This is a genomic window from Holdemania massiliensis AP2 (assembly GCF_000327285.1).
GTDB lineage: Bacteria > Bacillota_I > Bacilli_A > Erysipelotrichales > Erysipelotrichaceae > Holdemania > Holdemania massiliensis.
In genome coordinates, this window is sequence record NZ_HE998567.1 from 486,281 (window position 1) to 503,756 (window position 17,476).

Below are 17,476 nucleotides of genomic sequence, written 5' to 3' on the forward strand. Positions count from 1 at the left end.
GATGGAAAATCAAGCGTTGACAATCGTTGAGGGATTGTTGTTTATTGTCGGCGATGAGGGACTGACCCTGACGCAGTGTGCGGCGGTGTTGGATGTCAGCGAGAGTGAAGCGCAGCTGATTCTGGAAGATCTGCAGCGGCTGTATGCGGATGATCAGCGGGGGATTGAGGTTGTCGATTACGGCGGCGTGTTTAAGTTTGTGTCCAAAGCGGCAATTCATCCCTATGCCCAAAAACTATTTGCCAATGCGAAAAATACCGCATTGTCCCAATCCGCGTTGGAAACGCTGGCGATCATTGCCTATAAGCAGCCGATCACGCGGGTGGAAATTGAAGAAATCCGCGGCGTTGGCTGCGATATGATGCTGCGCAAGCTGCAGGCGCGGGGTCTGATCAAAGAAGCGGGACGTTCCGAGGCGCCGGGCCGGCCGATCTTGTTTGAAGTCACAGAAGAATTCATGGACAGCTTTAAGCTGGTCAGTCTGAACGAGCTGCCGGAGCTGCCGGATTATACGGAAAGTGAAAGCGAGGATCTGTTTGAATAGATCCTTTTTTTCACTCTTGAAAAAACATGGAAAATATTTCCGGAAAGGAGTCGAGCAAATTCATCACGCTTTCATCATTCGACAATTGCACTTCGCTTAAAAGGTTGTAAAATAGAAGAGGCAGGTGAGTATATGAAAAAGCGTTTAGGTTTGCTCCTGTCGTTCTGTTTAGCTGGCTGTGCAATGCAGCCAACGGATTCAGCCGTCATTACTAAGGAAAACACGATGCCCTCCGGGTGTCTTTGTTATAGAACCATTCCAGATTTTAATTTCCGTGAGCCTCTGGCGGAAACGGCGCCGGTTGCGGATGCCTTTTTTGCTCAGACCGCGTTTCTGGGGGATTCCCGGGCTGTCGGAGTTTATGACTACGAAGTTTTTCCACAGGCCGAGGTTCTGGCTTCGATCGGTTTGTCGATCAACCAATGGCAGATCAAAAAAGTAATCGGTGACGGGAAAGAAAAACAGACCGTATGGGAAGCCTTGGAAGCCAAGCCGTTTCAGCGGCTGGTGCTGATTGTGGGGTACAATGAATTAGGATGGGAGTACAGCTCGGTGTTTAAGCAGAAATTAAGCGATCTGATCGATCATCTGCGCCAGCTGCAGCCGGAGGCGGTGCTGTTGTTACAGAAGATTTATCCCTGCAGCGCCAAGGGATATGCCGCTGAGAAAGACGTGACGCCGCAGAAGATTGACGAATACAACGTTATCTTTGAGGAGCTGGCTGAGGAAAAACAGATCTATCTGCTCGACCCGTCCCCGCTGTTGATCGACGAAAACAACGAGCTGCGGGCGGAGCTGACGGATGACGGCGTGCATTTGAATACGGCAGGCTTTGCGATTTATAAAGAGTATATGAAAACACATGTGGAGGATAGGGAAAATCATGAAAAAATGGAGTGTCCTGATCGCAGCAGCGCTCATGATGACGGGCTGTCAGAGCCCGGCCGCGGACAACCGCAGCCGCAGCGTGGCGGAAGTTATGAATCAGCTGAGTCAGAAAGCGGATCCTGAGCAGACACTGGTTGATGTGGAAGCGGATCAGATTGACGCATTTTATTTCTTTGAACAGGGTGAGGTGCTGGAGCAGCAGCTGAAAATGGCGTCGGATACCCGCGCGGACCAGATTGCTGTGTTTGAAGTCGCTCATCCTGATCAGGCCCGAAAGGTAATTGAATCGAGTTTGGAAGCGATGCAGCAGCAGAATGCCAATTATTTTCCGGAAGAAGCAGCAAAGCTGAAGCAGGCCTGTATTATGAATAAAGGCGCGATCTTTGCGGTGGTTGTCGGTGAAGCGGCGGATGCGGTATGCAGCGCTGGTTTGGAATAAAGAGGGGAGGCGGAGCGATTGATCTGTTCGGCAGAGAATTTAGTGAAAAATTATGGCGCGGATCCGGTTTTGGATCATGTCAGCTTGGTGATCAATGAAAAGGAAAAATGGGGAATCGTCGGCGTTAACGGAGCTGGAAAATCAACGCTGCTGCGGCTGATTGCCGGTTTGGAAACTGCGGATGAGGGATCGGTGACGCTCGTGCCGGGGAAAAGAATTTCCTGTCTTGTGCAGCAGCCGCAGCTGGATCCGCATAAAACAATCCTGGAAACGGTGTTGGAAAGCGCTGAGAAAAAGGATGAGGTGCAGGAATATGAAGCCAAGTCCATTTTGACGCAGTTAAAGATGTCCGACTTTACGCAGACGGTTGGAACGTGTTCCGGCGGACAGCGCCGCCGCGTAGCGTTGGCCTGCGCTCTGATCCGTCCCTGCGATCTGTTAATTTTAGACGAACCGACCAATCATTTGGATCAACAGATGATTCTATGGTTGGAAAAACGGCTGATGAAATCGAATAAAGCGATGCTCATGGTGACGCATGACCGCTACTTCCTCGACCGTGTTACCAATGCGATTTTAGAGGTCGAACAGGGACAGGTTTACGCCTATCATACGCATTATTCGGGGTTTCTGCAGTTAAAGGCACAGCGTGAGGAAATGGCCCGCGCCAGCGAGCGCAAACGGCTGGCGTATCTGCGCAAAGAAGCGCAATGGATCCAGCGTGGGGCGATGGCCCGGTCAACGAAAAGCCGCGAACGTATCGAACGCTTTGAGAAGCTCAGCGCGATCGAGCGGATTCAGGATGCGGATTCGCTAAAGCTGGGATCGCTCAGCTCCCGCCTAGGCAACACAACGATTGAAATTCGTAATTTAAGCAAAGCGATCCACGGTCAGCCGCTGATTCATGATTTCAGCTACATCGTGCGCCGGCATGAACGGCTGGGCATTATCGGGCCTAACGGCTGCGGCAAAAGCACGCTGATGAAGCTGTTAGTCGGGCAGCTGCAGCCGGATGCCGGAGAAATCGTGATTGGCGAAACCGTGCGGATCGGCTATTTTTCACAGGAGTTGGAAGAAATGGATCCGGATCAGCGGATCATCGACTATGTTCGTTCTATCGGCGAGGTGATTGAAACACCGGATGGGGAAGTGACAGCCGCCCAGATGCTGCAGCGGTTTTTATTCAGTTCCAAGCAGCAATGGCAGCCGATCGGCAAATGTTCCGGCGGCCAAAAGCGCCGGTTAGGTCTGCTGGGAATTTTGATGAAGGCCCCGAATGTTCTGCTTTTGGATGAGCCGACCAATGATCTGGATATTCCGACGTTGATGCTGCTGGAAGAATATCTCGACGATTTTGCCGGAGCGGTACTTTCGGTCAGTCATGACCGCTATTTTCTGGACCGCACCTGCGATCGGTTGTTAATCTATGAAGGCGAAGGTCGTCTGAGCTTCAGCAACCTCAGCTATACCGATTATTTAGAGCAGCAGGCAGCCGCAGAACCGACGAAGCCGCGGGAGACAACGGTGCGGAACAAGCCGAAGGTCAACCGTTTAACTTACATGGAAAAGAAAGAGCTGGAAGCCATTGAAGTCCAACTGCCACAGCTGGAAGACCAGCTTCAGATATTGGATGACAAGCTCAGCCAGACTACGGATTACGCTCTGCTGAAACAGTTAGGCCAACAGCGCGACGCCCTTGTAAATGAGCTGGAAGACAAGACAGAGCGCTGGATGGAGCTCAGCGAAAAACAAAGCTGAGTGAGAAAATTTCTGTATTCGTGTTCCTGAAACTAAAGCTATATTTCCATTTGGATTTACGATGAATTCGATAACGATGGAGCATCGATTATCCTCGTTTACACTTTGTTCAGGATTATTGCAATTTTCTTTCACTACATCTATTTGATATTGACAAATTCTAAAGCGTATCGAATATAATTTACGGAAGTTTAAAATATTCATTTTTATCAAGTATAGCTGATAAAAATGAATTTTCGAGCTTGAAAATCAGTTATGCCTATGATATCGTATAGTTGGATTTAGAAGGGAGGTTGGTTTTTATGATTAAACGAGAAAGTTATATGAGCCGTATCCGTCCTTTCATTGGAAATGAGCTGATTAAGGTTCTAACAGGGATTCGGCGTAGTGGAAAGTCTGTCATGTTGAATCTTATTCAAGAAGAACTTATTGATCGCGGCATTGATCCCAGACAATTTGTTTCTCTGAATTTTGAGAATATGAGTAATGCACATCTATGTACAGCAACTGCTTTACATGATGAGATTCTTCAGCTCGCAAAGGAAATCGGAGGCAAGGTGTATCTGTTTTTTGATGAAATACAAGAGGTCGCTGATTGGGAGAAATGTATCAACTCTTTCCGCGTAGAGTTGGATTGTGATCTATACATTACAGGTTCTAATGCAAAATTACTTTCTGGTGAGCTTGCCACTTATCTTGCTGGGCGTTATGTAGAATTTGTGATATATCCATTTTCCTTCGGCGAGTTCATGGAACTGTACCGCACTGTTTATCCTGGAACAGCAGACCGGCAATGCTTTAATCAATACCTGACATTGGGAGGAATGCCCTATCTGAGCAACCTCCGCTATGACGAGGTGGCTAGCAGTCAGTACTTGCGTGATCTGTTCAATTCGGTAGAGTTGAAAGATATTGTTAAGCGAAACAATATTCGTGATGTGGATATGCTGGAGCGAATCATTGCTTATATTACTACCAACATTGGAACTACCTTTTCTTCTACGGCAATATCCAAGTACCTGAAAAGCGAAGGTCGTTCTGTTTCACCTGAAACCGTGCTCAACTACATCAAGGGTTGTGTCGATGCGTTCCTGTTCTACCCGGTGAAGCGTCAGGACCTCCAAGGTAAAAAGATATTGACTGTCAATGAGAAATACTATGTCGCTGATCATGGCATTCGGGAAGCTGTTTTTGGTGGCAATATGAAGGATATTAACCTTGTTCTTGAAAACATTGTTTATATGGAGCTGATACGCCGCGGCTATTCTGTCACAGTTGGAAAAGTATCTGAAAAGGAGATTGACTTTGTTTGTGAAGTTCGGGGAAGAAAGTTATATGTTCAGGTTTCTTATCTGCTTGCCTCACAAGAAACAATTCAGCGGGAATTTGGTGTTTTTTCCAGTATCCGAGATAACTTTCCAAAGTATGTTGTCACCATGGATGAGTTGGATATGAGTCGGGATGGAATCAAGCACTGCAATATTCGTGACTTCCTGCTGGCAGAAGAATGGAACTAAAAAAGAGGTGAAAAATGCCTCAGGTTTGTTTTTGCAACGCTTCTCTGGTCAGTCCTAACTATGTTATGGAGTCCTTGTTAAATATGGCTGCAATATCATTTGTTGGATCAGTGTATAGCTTTGATTCTAGTCTTTTCTTCTTTGTTTCCCGTCAACGTTTTTCTTTGCTTCGACTGCAGTCAGGCCTTGATTCCCGGATCTGCGATTTAAAATTGGCGAGTGAGCAGGCATGACTGACGTATGAAATCCAGACATGACGCGCATTTTGCAGCATGTCGGTCGTCGGTTTTGAAAAGCGAATAGAAACGCAGGCAAAAAAGGGATGAAAAAGCTAAAAAAATCATTGTCAAGCAGGGGGAAGAAGTGTATTATATACCTGTAAATCTGATAGCAGTCAGATTTGCATTACTTGTATAGGTGTCAAATTTCGGCTGACACGTATCTACCCACTGGCCTATGTGTGGACTACAAGTAACCTTTTCCCCCATTTTTATAAATGAGCAGTCAAGGTTGAATGCCGAGGTTGTACCTAAAGGAGGAACTCTTTATGAAGAAAGGACCGAATCAGGCGCAGACTTCATTCTAGGAGTTTTTCAGTGCATATTGTGGATACAATATGTTTTTTATTTTACAGAGGTCAATTGAGAGAAAAGGAAGGATATTGCATGGAAAAGCAGGAAATGATGTACGAGGGCAAAGCCAAGCAGGTTTATGCCTCAGAAGATCCCAACCTGGTCATTATTCACTACAAAGATGATGCGACAGCGTTTAACGGATTGAAAAAAGCCAGTATCAGCAACAAAGGGGTACTCAACAACAAGATCACAACGATTTTGTTTCAGCAGCTGAATCAGCGCGGAATCCGAACACATTGGGTAGAAACTTTGAATGACCGGGATCAGCTGTGCAGAAAAGTCAGCATCGTTCCGCTGGAGGTCATCGTCCGCAACGTCGTTGCCGGCAGCATGGCCAAGAAATTTGGTATCGAAGAAGGGACTGTGCTGAAAGAGCCAGTCTTTGAAATCTGTTATAAAAATGATGAGCTGGGTGATCCGATGATCAACGATACGCATGCCGTCGGTTTGGGTTTTGCAACCCGTGATGAACTCGATCAGATCTATGCGATCACCTCCCAGGTCAATGAAGCGCTCAAGGAAATCTTCGATCAGATTAACATTCGCCTGATCGACTTCAAACTGGAATTCGGCAAGGACAGCGAGGGACAAATTCTGCTTGCCGATGAAATCTCACCGGATACCTGCCGCTTCTGGGAAAAGGGAACGGATAAGAAATTAGACAAAGATCGCTTCAGAAGAGAGCTGGGCGATGTAATCGGAGCATATGAAGAAATTTATGGCCGTCTGAGCCAGTGGGTGAATGCAAAATGAAAATGGAAAACGAATATTTTTTAACTGGAAAGATTCATGAAGAATGCGGCGTATTTGGCGTATATCATGTCAGTTCTGCCGCTTCCCTGTCTTACTTTGGTCTGCATGCGCTGCAGCACCGCGGTCAGGAAGCCGCCGGGATCGCAACCAGCGACGGCAAGCAGATCACATGCATCAAGGGCAAGGGTCTGATCACGGAAGTGTTCAACAATGAAACGATCAATAAGATGGACGGTATTCATGCGATTGGGCATGTCCGCTATTCGACGGACGGCGGCAATGAAATTGAAAACGTTCAGCCGATTATGGTGCGGGCACATACCGGTCATTTCGGCGCGGTGCATAACGGCCAGATCGTCAATGCCAGCGAACTAAAAGAAGATCTGGAAAATCAGGGCAGCATTTTCCAGGGCAGCAGCGACAGTGAGATCATGCTGCACTTGATTCAGCGGGAAGCCGGCACCTTCGTTGAGAAGATCATGGGAGCCTGCCGCAAGATGGAAGGCGCCTTTGCGTTTATCATCATGACGAAGGACTGCATGTATGCCGTACGCGACAAGAATGGGCTGCGGCCGCTGTCTTTAGCTTTTTTGGAAGATGGTTACTGCATCAGTTCGGAAACCTGTGCGTTTGATATTGTCGGCGCGAAGTTTATCCGCGATATTGAGCCGGGTGAAGTCGTGCGGATTGCCAGCGATGGTGTTAAGAGCTTTCATTATACCCAAGAGGTGCAGCATAAAATGTGCGCCATGGAATATATCTACTTTGCCCGTCCGGACAGCAGCATTGAAGGCATCAACGTGCATACAAGCCGCCGGCATGCTGGGATGCTGTTAGCTCAAAGCGATGATGTTGAAGCGGATATCGTTATCGGTGTTCCGGATTCCAGCTTGTCAGCGGCGATCGGCTACAGTGAAGCCAGCGGGCTGCCGTATGAAATTGGATTGATCAAAAACCGGTATGTCGGCCGGACCTTTATCCAGCCGACGCAGCAGCAGCGCGAACGCGGCGTGCGGATGAAACTGAGTGCGATCAGCAGTATTGTTTCCGGCAAGCGCGTCGTGATGGTTGACGACTCCATTGTGCGCGGCACGACCTCACGGCGGATTGTTCAGCTGTTAAAGGACGCCGGCGCCACCGAGGTGCATGTGCGGATCGCCTCGGCGCCGTTCAGCAGTCCATGTTTCTACGGCGTTGACACTTCGACATATGAAGAACTGATCAGCGCCCGGATGGGAGTTGACGAGCTGTGTACTTACATCAATGCCGATACGCTGAAATTTATGACGATTGAACAGATGCGCGAAGCGATTCCAACCCGCGATCTGTGCGTGTCGTGTTTCAGCGGTCAGTATCCGACAGCCCTGTTCAGTTTTCAAAAAGTAATCAAAAAGAAATAAATCAAGGAGGAAAGCTATGTTAGACCGTTATTCCCGTCCTGAAATGCGCGAGATCTGGAGTGAGGAAAGCAAGTTCAACGCCTGGCTGAAAGTAGAACTGCTGGCGTGTGAAGCCTGGAGCCAGCTGGGTGAAATTCCGGCTGAGGATGTGGCGAAGCTGTGGCAGAATGCTTCATTCAATATTGATCGGATTTATGAAATTGAAAGTGAAACCAGACATGATGTCGTCGCCTTTACCCGCGCGGTTTCTGAATCGCTAGGGGAAGAGCGGAAGTGGGTACATTACGGCCTGACCTCGACCGATGTCGTGGATACGGCGTATGGTTATCTGTATAAACAGGCCAATGCCATTCTGCGTCGGGATCTGCATCGTTTTCAGGATGTGCTGAAAGAAAAGGCCCTGAAATATAAAGATACGGTAATGATGGGACGGACGCATGGCGTCCATGCGGAAATCACAACATTTGGTCTGAAATTTGCGCTTTGGTTTGAAGAAATGAACCGGAATCTGCAGCGTTTTGAGGAAGCCGCGGCGATGGTCGAAACGGGTAAGATTTCCGGAGCTGTCGGTACGTTTGCCAATACGCCGCCGTTTGTTCAGGATTATGTATGTGAAAAGCTGGGAATTCACTCAGCTAAAATCTCAACCCAGGTTCTGCAGCGCGACCGGCATGCGCAGTATTTTGCCACACTGGCTCTGATCGCGACTTCGATTGAGAAGATGGCGACCGAAATCCGTCACTTACAGCGCACAGAAGTCCGGGAAGTCGAAGAATACTTCAATAAGGGACAGAAGGGTTCCAGCGCGATGCCGCATAAGCACAATCCGATTGGATCGGAAAACATGTGCGGCTGTGCCCGAATCCTGCGCGGCTATATGCTCAGCAGTTATGAGGACGTTGCACTGTGGCATGAACGGGATATTTCCCATTCCAGTGCTGAACGGATTATCGCACCGGATGCGACTGAACTGCTGGATTACATGCTGAACCGCTTCACGCGGATTATCGACACGCTGACCGTCTTTGAAGACAACATGCGTGCCAATATTGATAAAACCTATGGTGTTATCTTTTCCCAGCGTTTCATGCTGACATTGATTGAAAAAGGCATGTCGCGTGAGGAGGCCTATGATCTGGTGCAGCCGAATGCCAATAAGTCATGGAATGAAAAAATCAGTTTCCGTTCCTTGATGGAAGCCCAGCCGAAGGTCACGGCCTTGCTGAGTGAAGCTGAAATTGACGATTGTTTCAATCCTGCTTATCACCTGAAACATGTTGATGATATTTATCAGCGTGTCGGCTTGCTTTAATTTTAAAAATAAACTAAATTTCAAGAAGATGAGTTAGAAAATAACTCATTTTTTTGTTTAGTCAGAAAATCTCTGGCAAAGATCAAGAACCTCTTATCCAACTTTGTAGAATTTGAGCTCTGATCATCCCAAAATAGGAAGGTCAAGCAGACCATAAGAAAACGGAGGAATAGCCTCCGTTGTTTCCTGATTTTCAGCATCAGACTGGGAATGTGATTATTAATTTGAGTCGCCTGTCTGAGTGCGGACATAGCGGAAAAACAAAATGAAGCACAGCAGCGTAAAGATCAGTCCCAGCGGATAACCCCATGCCAGAGGAAGATGAAAGCCTTCGCTGGCAACCAAGATATAGGTGCTGCTGACCGCTGTCATAAACAAAGCGGGAACAGCCGTGACCAGGCACGCAAAATCTTTTCGTTCCCGATAGAGATAGACCGTCGCTGCCCATAAAGCAATCATTGCCAACGTTTGATTCGCCCAGGAAAAATAGCGCCAGATGACATCAAAATTCAGCTGTGTCAGGACGGCTCCAACCGCAAGCAGCGGGATTGTCAGCAGCACTCGTTTGCGAATCGTGCTTTGATCAAGGTTAAACCAATCGGCTAACGTCAGCCGCGCACTGCGGAAAGCCGTATCGCCAGAGGTGATGGGACAGGCAACCACGCCGACAATCGCTAAAGCTCCGCCAAGAGTTCCCAACAAGGATGTAGAAATTTCATAAACAACTCCGGATTGCCCTAATGTGCTGAGTGCGCTCTGCAGGACGTCGGTCGTTCCATAAAAAGCAACACCGGCTGCGGCCCAGATCAATGCGATCACACCTTCGGCAATCATCGCGCCGTAGAATACTTTGCGGCCATCCTGTTCACTGCGCATACAGCGCGCCATCATAGGCGACTGCGTCGCATGAAAACCTGAAACAGCGCCGCAGGCCACAGTGACAAACAGATACGGCCAAACCGGCTTTCCAGCTGGATGAAGATTTTGCAGCGTCAACTCCGGAAGCGGGTATCCTTGGATGATCAGTCCGCCCGCAATGCCCATGACCATAACCAGCAAAACAATTCCGAAAATCGGATATAATTTTCCAATCAGCTTATCAATCGGCAGCAGGGTGGCAAGCAGATAGTAGCACAGGATCAGAGCTACCCAAAAAGCAACACTCAGCTTATCCGGTGTAAGCAGCGCAAGCAAAGTTGCCGGACTGGTCACAAATACTGTTCCCACTAAAACCAAAAGCAAAACCGAAAAAATGCGCATAACCTGTTTCATGCCGCGGCCCAGGACTTGACCGACGATCTCGGAAATACTTGCGCCATTGTACCGGACTGAGATCATGCCGGTGAAATAATCATGCACAGCTCCGCCTAAGATACAGCCAAATACGATCCACAGGAAAACGACAGGACCGAAAACAGCACCCATCAAAGCCCCGAAGATGGGGCCGGTACCGGCGATGTTGAGCAGCTGGATAAGAAATACCTTCCAGGTTGGCATAGCGACGTAATCCACACCATCTGCCGATTGAATGGCAGGGGTCGGACGCGTATCCGGCTGGAAGATCCGTTCAACGAATCGGCCATACACAAAATAGCCGCTGATCAGAAGAAATAATGAAACAAGAAATGTAATCAAAAGAATTAAGCTCCTTATCATAATATTAGGTCAGACTTTGTCAGGGACGCCGCAGGATCAGAAATAGCAGAAGGTTCTGGAAGAAAGCAAAGTCCTAAGACCGACTTTCAGCCGATTGTTATAAGACGGCGTTATATTCTCGGATTCAATCTAACACGACGCTTTCATTATAAATCAAGAATAAGCTTTTGCCCAGCCGAAGAAAATCGAGTTTCATGCGAAGGCAATCTGAGAAAACAAACAAAGACAAGCAATCATCAGGAAGCAGGAAGGGCAAAAAACGGAACTCTGAGGTAAAAAAACGGGGAAATAATCATAGTTTTGATTGTATCTGATCATATGCTTGATTGTTTTAATAAAATGATCAAAAAGTGTTGATTATAATGAACGATCTTTTTATAATGAAATCAGTTAAGCGCTTACACTGATTGGAGGAATGTGAATTCATGATTGTTACACACACATCCAATCCTTCGATCGACTACTATCTGGAACTTTCCAACAGCCTGGTCAGCGGCGTTCAGCGAGCGGATTCAGCTTATTGCTTAGCCGGAGGCAAGGGGCTCAACGTTTCCATGATTCTTAATCAAATGAGTATTGCTTCAGTGGCGACGACCTTTTTAGGCGGCTTTTCAGGGAACTTTATTAGCGAACAGATGCGTCAATATCCCTGGATTCGCTTGGACGCTGTAGAAATTGAGACGATGAACCGAATTAATGTCAAGCTGCGCAATCATCAGGAAACGGATATCAACACACCTGGTCCGATCGTAAACAAAGACCATCAGCGTGCGTTATTAGCCAAACTGAGGCAGTTAAAGCCGGGAGATTGGCTGTTGATCTGCGGCAGTCTGGCTCAGGCTGTGGATACAGAATTCTTAGAGGCAGCCGCGTCGCTGGTTCATCAGCAGCAGGCTTATTTGGGTCTGGATATTCCGGGCATCAAAGTTGAAACCTTAGCCCGCTGCCGGCCGCATTTGATCAAACCCAATGTTGAAGAACTGTATGCTATGTTTGATCTGCCGCCCACTTCTCCGATATCCTCTCAATCGCTGATCGATCGGCTTTTGGCGATGAAAGTTGGCGGAATCCTGCTTTCCAACGGAGCTGACGGGGCACAGTATCATACAGCTCAAGCGCGTTGGACGATCGCTCACCCGCCGTTGGATGCCGTGAATACCGTAGGCTGCGGTGACAGCATGCTGGCAGCCTTTGTCGGACGTTTAGATCAGGGCTGTACGATTGAGGAAGCTCTTTTATGGGCAGGAGCAGCGGGGGAGGCAACGGCCGTTTCAGTAGGACTGGCGGATTATGCCCGGATCGAACAGTTGAAGGACAGCGTGAAAGTATACCAGAATTAAGCGAAGGAGAACCTTTATGAAAATTACAATGGCCCGCATCGACAACCGGCTTCTGCACGGCATCGTGATCGCCCAGTATCTGCCGCAGGCTGACTGCCAGCGCATCATGGTCATCGACGATGAAGTCGCCAACAATCCGAAGAAAAAAGAAATGATGATGTTTGCCAAACCCGACGGATATGCTGCCAGCATCATTCCGCTGGCGAAAGCTCTGGAAAATTTCAAAAACAGCAAATATGAAGGTCAGCGGATCTTCATTCTGGCGAAGACGCCTCAGGTTTTCGCGGCGCTTTTGGAAATCGGTGTCCCGATTCCGGAGCTGATCATCGGCGCGACGGACCGTCTTAACGAAGGCATCAAGCTCAGCAACCGTGCCTATATCAGCGAAGAAGAAGCGGATGTCTGCCGCCATATTCAGCAGCTGGGCACGCGCATCATCGTTCAGCATGCACCGTCGGTCACGCCGGTGGATTTGTCTAAGATTATTCATTAATCAGGAGGAAGAATACTATGTTTGGTTTAACAATTCTGCAGTTAATCCTCATTCTTATCATTACCGAAATCATCGCTCTGGACAGCGGCGGTCCGCAGACCCAGCTGATTTCCAAACCGGTTGTTGCCGGGACGCTGATCGGCGCCATTCTCGGCGATATGACCCAAGGCATGTTTATCGGCGCAACGCTACAGCTGATGTCGATGGGCGTCGTCGGCTTAGGCGGGGCGAGTGTTCCCAATTATCTGATCACAACGATCATCACAACAATTGTGGCGATTCAATCCGGTCAGGGCTATGAAATCGGCCTGGCAATCGGATTGCCGGTAGGCATGCTGTATGTCAACCTGGATATCCTGCATAAAATTCTCAACGGTTATGTCATGCGCTGGTCGCAGAAACTGGTCAACGAGAAGAAATTCAGTCAGAGCTTAAACGTTCTGTATCTGCATCTGGTACTGATGTCATTAAAGTTCCTGCTGCCGGTTTTGATCGTGCTGTTAGCAGGTCAAACCGTTACTGAAGCGATCGTCGGGGCCATGCCGGCCTGGCTCTTTAACGGAATGACCGTCGCCGGAAAGATCTTGCCGGTTACCGGTATGGCGATGCTGCTCAACTACATGCCAGTAAAAAAGAATTTCCTGTATCTGTGCATCGGCTTTGTGATGTATGCCTATATGGGTGTCGGAACCTTAGGCGTCGCGATCATTGGTTTCGGCTTGGCGTTTAAGTATTATTATGATCGAACTCAGAATGCGCCGGCAGTCGCCGCGGCAGGAGGATTGGAAGATGAATAAAATTTTAACCAAAAAAGATGTCAACAAGGCTGGTTTCCGCTGGATGGTCATGCCGATGTCCTCATTCTGTTATGAAGTCCAATTCGGACAGGCCGTCGTCTATGCTTTGGCGCCGGCTCTGCGCAAATTGTATCCGGATGATGACGATTACGTGGCGGCGATCAATAACCACTTCAAGTATTTTAATACGCAGCCTTATATGTGTCAGATCGTACTCGGCGCGGCCTTAGGCATGGAGGAGCAGCTCGGGCGGGCCGGTGCGGAAACGATTCAGGATTTCAAAACCGGTGTTATGGGACCGCTGGCCGGAATCGGCGATACCTTGTTCTGGGTTGTAATTCCGACGATTTGGGCTTCCATTGCTTCGCCGATGGCTTTGGAAGGCAATGCGACCGGAATCATTTTATGGACGCTGTTTGCGGTAGCCCTGACGCTGTTCCGCCTGAAATTCTTCGAATGGGGCTATACCTTAGGCACTCGTTTGATCACGGAACTGAAATCAACGCTGCAGGTTCTGACTGACGCTTGTTCCATTCTGGGCTTAACCGTTGTCGGCGCTTTGATTCCTTCGGTTATTTCTGTCAAGGTTCCGATGGTCATCAATTTTGCGACCGGCACTTCGCTTTCCATTCAGGAACAGTTTGATAAGATTATGCCGTGTATGATTCCCGTGCTGCTGACCTTTATCTGCTATAAACTGTTGGGCAAGAAAAAAGTCAGCATGACGACACTGGTCTTTGCGGTTCTGATTGTCAGCATCGCAGGATCTGCTTTGGGTATTTTAGGCTGATCCAGCCGATGAATTTACAGGAAAACGAAAGGGGTCAGGCTTGTGAACAAACAAATTATTTTATGCAGTCATGGGCGGCTGTGCGAGGGGATGCTGGATACGCTTAAGGTCTTTTCCCTCGATCAGGCGATGCCGATCAGAGCGATTCCATTTTATACCGAAGGCGTAGACAGCGAAGCACAATTATCTCAGCTTGCTGACTCAATCACCGCAGATCAGCAGGTGCTGATCTTTACGGATATTGCCTACGGCAGCGTTCATCAGCAGGTCATGCTTCAATTCGGGGATTGGGATAACGTGACCGTCATTACCGGAATGAATCTGCCGCTGGTGCTCGAATTGGCTGCCATTGGGCAAGGCTGGACAAAAGCGCTGATCGATGCAAAAATCAAAGCTGCTCAAAAGGCTATCGTTTGTGCGGACTCCCTTTCGTTTAACTTGTCTGAAGAGGATGAATAGGAGGCTATCATGAAAATAGCAGTACGTCAATGTGATATTACTCCGCTGCGGCCATGCTGGCAAGGCGGATATGTTCAGCGCAGTCAAGTTTATGAACACGTTCATGATCCAATTACAGCGACAGTTCTGGCTTTGACGCTGAATGATAAAAAAATGATTTGGGTAAGTTTGGATGTCAGCGGCGTTCAGGCGGATTTAGCCCGGCAGATTCTTGATAAAACAGCGGCCAAAGGTGTGACTTTAGAACCGGAAGAGATTATATTGGGGGCCACTCATACGCACAGCGGACCCTTGGTGGGCAGTTACTATGATCGTCCTGCGGATCCGGAATATTGTGATCTGCTGGTGGATCGCGTTTCCTCAGCGATTGCCGAGGCTTATCGTGATCCCGGCATCGAGGTGGAGGCACGTTACAGCAAGGTCATGATCGACGGATTGTATTCCAACCGCAATGACCGCAATAAACAATCGGATAAAATGGTACATCTTTTAGGCTTTTTTGAACAGGGACAATTAAGCGCTCTGTATTGTACCCTGGCGCATCACTGTACGGTTCTCGGGCCCAATTTCATGGATCTCAGCGCTGATCTGTTCGGCGAAATCCGCAGACTGCTGCAAAAACAGTTCGATGTTCCAGTGCTGATGGCCCAGGGCAATGCTGGTGATATGGGCAACAAGCAATATCGTCAAAGCAATCTCTTTGATGAAGTTGAACGTCAAGCCGCCGCGATTGTTGATCAGATCCGCAAGAAACAGACGCCTTGGGAAACGCTGCAGCTCAGAGAAATCCAATGCCGCACAGTTGTTTATCATGCTGTCTATGATATTGATGCTGAGAGCTTTGCGCAGAAGAAGGCTGATTTTGAAAAGCAGCTGGAAACCGAAACTGATTTTGATACCGTCAAGCTGCTGGTGACTGGAATTCAAAGCTTTGAGCGAAAGATTGCGGCCGGAAGCCGGCATGTTGAGCGGAAGATGCCGGCCTGGATTTATACCTTTGGCGATCTTCAGATCGTTGCGGTCCCAGGCGAGCTGGGCTCAATTCTGGGCATGCGGATTAAGGCGGCTTCATCTGCCAAGGTTTGCCTTGTCTGGGGATACGTTGATCCGTGTGATTTGGGCTATATGATTGAGAAAGAGGCCTATGAAGGATTTTCTCAGGAAAGCAACGTCACCGATTATCCGGCGGGCATACCGGATGCCTATGCCGCTGCGATTATCGAGGCCTTGCAGTGAGATCAGAAATTTAAGAACGCGAGGAAATCAGAATGAAGGATAAACGCTGGAGCCGAATTTTAGAGCTGTGTGAAAAACAGAATATTGTAACGGTAGAGGAATTGGTTCAAGCTCTTCATGTTTCTGAAGCGACCATTCGCCGGGATCTTTGTTACATGGAGGATAATGGGCTGATCGCCCGATTTCACGGCGGCGCGCGGATGATCGACGCTCAGCGCACAGAGAAATCTATGAATATGAAATCCTTACTGAATGTCAAAGAAAAAGAGAAAATTTCACGCTATGGGGCTTCCTTGATTCAGGATGGACAGATTGTTTTTCTGGATGCCGGAACAACCACATACAATCTGATCGATTACATCAAAGCGAAGGAAATTACGGTTGTGACGACAGGGATTCCGCATTTGACCAAGCTGTCGCAGCGCAACATCAAGACATTTGTTTTAAGTGGTTTTATCAAGCCCAATACCGTCGCGGTTACAGGCAAGGAAACAGTGAGTCAGATCAGCAATATGAACTTTGATATCGCTCTGCTGGGAACCAACGGTGTGCATCCTATAGCGGGATTTACAACTCCGGAAGAATATGAAGGAGAAGCCAAATCCATGGTGATTCAACGGGCAAAAAAGACATATATTCTCGCAGATAAAAGCAAATTCAATAAGTTATGTTTTGTCCACTTTGCGGATTTGGATGAAGTTACTGTCATCGTGGATGAAAAAATTGAGGATTTTGATTATCGGCTGCTCGATTGCATTGTAGCGTCCTGATTTGAGCGGAATTCATATGAAAAAGCTGTTGCTGCAGAAGCGGCAGCTTTTTTGACATAGCACAGAGATCGGTTTTGTAACAATGATACGAAATACAGAACTCTGAATCCTCAGGCAGAAAAGGATTTGACTGTTAGATAGGCCGTCGTCAAAGTGCTGGAAGAAAATCATCATAGTATGGACTGAATGAAAATCTCATTCAGAAAGCAGGTGAATATGATGAACGATGAAAGACGACATGCCTGCCAACCAATTGACTGGCAGGAAGAAGAAGATTCCTGTTCTTGTTGTCCGCCGCGACCGAAGCCTTGCTGTACTGGTGCAACCGGTCCTACGGGTCCTCAAGGCCCGCGTGGATGTCAGGGGGAACAGGGACCGACCGGGCCAAGGGGATGTCCAGGCAAGCCTGGACCGCAGGGACCACGCGGCTGCCGCGGAGAACAAGGTCCAACCGGTCCTCGAGGCTGCCGTGGTTATGAGGGGCCTCAAGGCGAGATCGGTCCAACTGGGCCGCAAGGTGCAACGGGTGCGCGTGGTCCTATTGGCCCACGCGGATATCCTGGTCCGCAGGGAGTATCCGGTCCGACGGGCTCACGTGGCCCGACTGGAGCTCAGGGGCCTATCGGTCCGCAGGGACCGCAGGGAATACCGGGCGACATCGGCTTAACGGGCCCGACCGGTCCGACCGG

Annotated in this window: 16 protein-coding genes, 1 pseudogene and 1 riboswitch; of the genes and pseudogenes, 16 read left to right on the forward strand and 1 reads right to left on the reverse strand. The window is 48.5% G+C overall.

Annotation, left to right across the window (positions count from 1 at the left end; genetic code table 11):
* Position 1 precedes the first annotated feature (1 nt).
* The 8 genes from scpB (at position 2) to purB (ending at position 9,246) form a co-directional block, all read left to right on the forward strand.
* A complete protein-coding gene (scpB, locus tag BN162_RS02310; protein WP_020223448.1) occupies positions 2 to 544 on the forward strand; it encodes an SMC-Scp complex subunit ScpB in 543 nt (180 codons plus the stop codon).
* 132 nt (positions 545 to 676) lie between these two features.
* Positions 677 to 1,555, forward strand: coding sequence for a GDSL-type esterase/lipase family protein (locus BN162_RS02315; RefSeq protein ID WP_020223449.1), 879 nt, complete (start codon positions 677 to 679; stop codon positions 1,553 to 1,555).
* The gene (locus tag BN162_RS02320) at positions 1,524 to 1,871 is read left to right on the forward strand and encodes a DUF4358 domain-containing protein (protein WP_020223450.1); all 348 of its coding nucleotides are present in this window, start codon (positions 1,524 to 1,526) and stop codon (positions 1,869 to 1,871) included. Before BN162_RS02315 ends, BN162_RS02320 begins: the two co-directional genes overlap by 32 nt.
* An 18-nt stretch (positions 1,872 to 1,889) precedes the next feature.
* On the forward strand, positions 1,890 to 3,629 hold the full coding sequence (locus BN162_RS02325) for an ABC-F family ATP-binding cassette domain-containing protein (RefSeq protein WP_020223451.1): 1,740 nt from the start codon (positions 1,890 to 1,892) through the stop codon (positions 3,627 to 3,629).
* A 302-nt stretch (positions 3,630 to 3,931) separates the two neighbouring features.
* Positions 3,932 to 5,146, forward strand: a complete 1,215-nt coding sequence (locus BN162_RS02330) for an ATP-binding protein (RefSeq protein WP_020223452.1) — start codon at positions 3,932 to 3,934, stop codon at positions 5,144 to 5,146.
* A gap of 389 nt (positions 5,147 to 5,535) precedes the next feature.
* Positions 5,536 to 5,634: riboswitch (purine riboswitch) on the forward strand.
* A gap of 177 nt (positions 5,635 to 5,811) precedes the next feature.
* On the forward strand, positions 5,812 to 6,534 hold the full coding sequence (purC, locus tag BN162_RS02335) for a phosphoribosylaminoimidazolesuccinocarboxamide synthase (RefSeq protein ID WP_020223453.1): 723 nt from the start codon (positions 5,812 to 5,814) through the stop codon (positions 6,532 to 6,534).
* Positions 6,531 to 7,934, forward strand: coding sequence for an amidophosphoribosyltransferase (gene purF, locus BN162_RS02340; RefSeq protein ID WP_020223454.1), 1,404 nt, complete (start codon positions 6,531 to 6,533; stop codon positions 7,932 to 7,934). Before purC ends, purF begins: the two co-directional genes overlap by 4 nt.
* 16 nt (positions 7,935 to 7,950) lie before the next feature.
* Complete coding sequence (gene purB, locus BN162_RS02345; protein WP_020223455.1) at positions 7,951 to 9,246, forward strand: adenylosuccinate lyase; 1,296 nt, start codon at positions 7,951 to 7,953, stop codon at positions 9,244 to 9,246.
* Positions 9,247 to 9,465: 219 nt separating this feature from the next.
* Here purB and BN162_RS02350 read toward each other — a convergent pair whose 3' ends face one another.
* Positions 9,466 to 10,881 (reverse strand): carbon starvation CstA family protein, encoded by a 1,416-nt coding sequence (locus tag BN162_RS02350; protein WP_020223456.1) that lies wholly within the window; start codon positions 10,879 to 10,881, stop codon positions 9,466 to 9,468.
* A 446-nt stretch (positions 10,882 to 11,327) separates the two neighbouring features.
* Between BN162_RS02350 and BN162_RS02355 the strand changes: the two genes are divergently transcribed.
* The 8 genes and pseudogenes from BN162_RS02355 to BN162_RS02390 all read left to right on the forward strand — a co-directional run.
* Positions 11,328 to 12,242, forward strand: coding sequence for a 1-phosphofructokinase family hexose kinase (locus BN162_RS02355; protein ID WP_020223457.1), 915 nt, complete (start codon positions 11,328 to 11,330; stop codon positions 12,240 to 12,242).
* 16 nt (positions 12,243 to 12,258) lie between these two features.
* Positions 12,259 to 12,735 carry a PTS sugar transporter subunit IIB gene (locus tag BN162_RS02360; protein ID WP_020223458.1) on the forward strand — a complete coding sequence of 159 codons (477 nt, stop codon included), beginning with the start codon at positions 12,259 to 12,261 and terminating at the stop codon, positions 12,733 to 12,735.
* A gap of 17 nt (positions 12,736 to 12,752) precedes the next feature.
* A complete protein-coding gene (locus BN162_RS02365; RefSeq protein WP_020223459.1) occupies positions 12,753 to 13,532 on the forward strand; it encodes a PTS mannose/fructose/sorbose/N-acetylgalactosamine transporter subunit IIC in 780 nt (259 codons plus the stop codon).
* Positions 13,525 to 14,322, forward strand: a complete 798-nt coding sequence (locus tag BN162_RS02370) for a PTS system mannose/fructose/sorbose family transporter subunit IID (protein ID WP_020223460.1) — start codon at positions 13,525 to 13,527, stop codon at positions 14,320 to 14,322. Before BN162_RS02365 ends, BN162_RS02370 begins: the two co-directional genes overlap by 8 nt.
* Before the next feature lie 42 nt (positions 14,323 to 14,364).
* The gene (locus tag BN162_RS02375; RefSeq protein WP_020223461.1) at positions 14,365 to 14,781 is read left to right on the forward strand and encodes a PTS sugar transporter subunit IIA; all 417 of its coding nucleotides are present in this window, start codon (positions 14,365 to 14,367) and stop codon (positions 14,779 to 14,781) included.
* A gap of 9 nt (positions 14,782 to 14,790) precedes the next feature.
* The gene (locus BN162_RS02380) at positions 14,791 to 16,017 is read left to right on the forward strand and encodes a hypothetical protein (RefSeq protein ID WP_020223462.1); all 1,227 of its coding nucleotides are present in this window, start codon (positions 14,791 to 14,793) and stop codon (positions 16,015 to 16,017) included.
* Positions 16,018 to 16,049: 32 nt separating this feature from the next.
* On the forward strand, positions 16,050 to 16,787 hold the full coding sequence (locus BN162_RS02385) for a DeoR/GlpR family DNA-binding transcription regulator (protein WP_020223463.1): 738 nt from the start codon (positions 16,050 to 16,052) through the stop codon (positions 16,785 to 16,787).
* Between the two features lie 219 nt (positions 16,788 to 17,006).
* Positions 17,007 to 17,476: pseudogene (locus BN162_RS02390) on the forward strand (collagen-like protein); the annotation flags it as partial.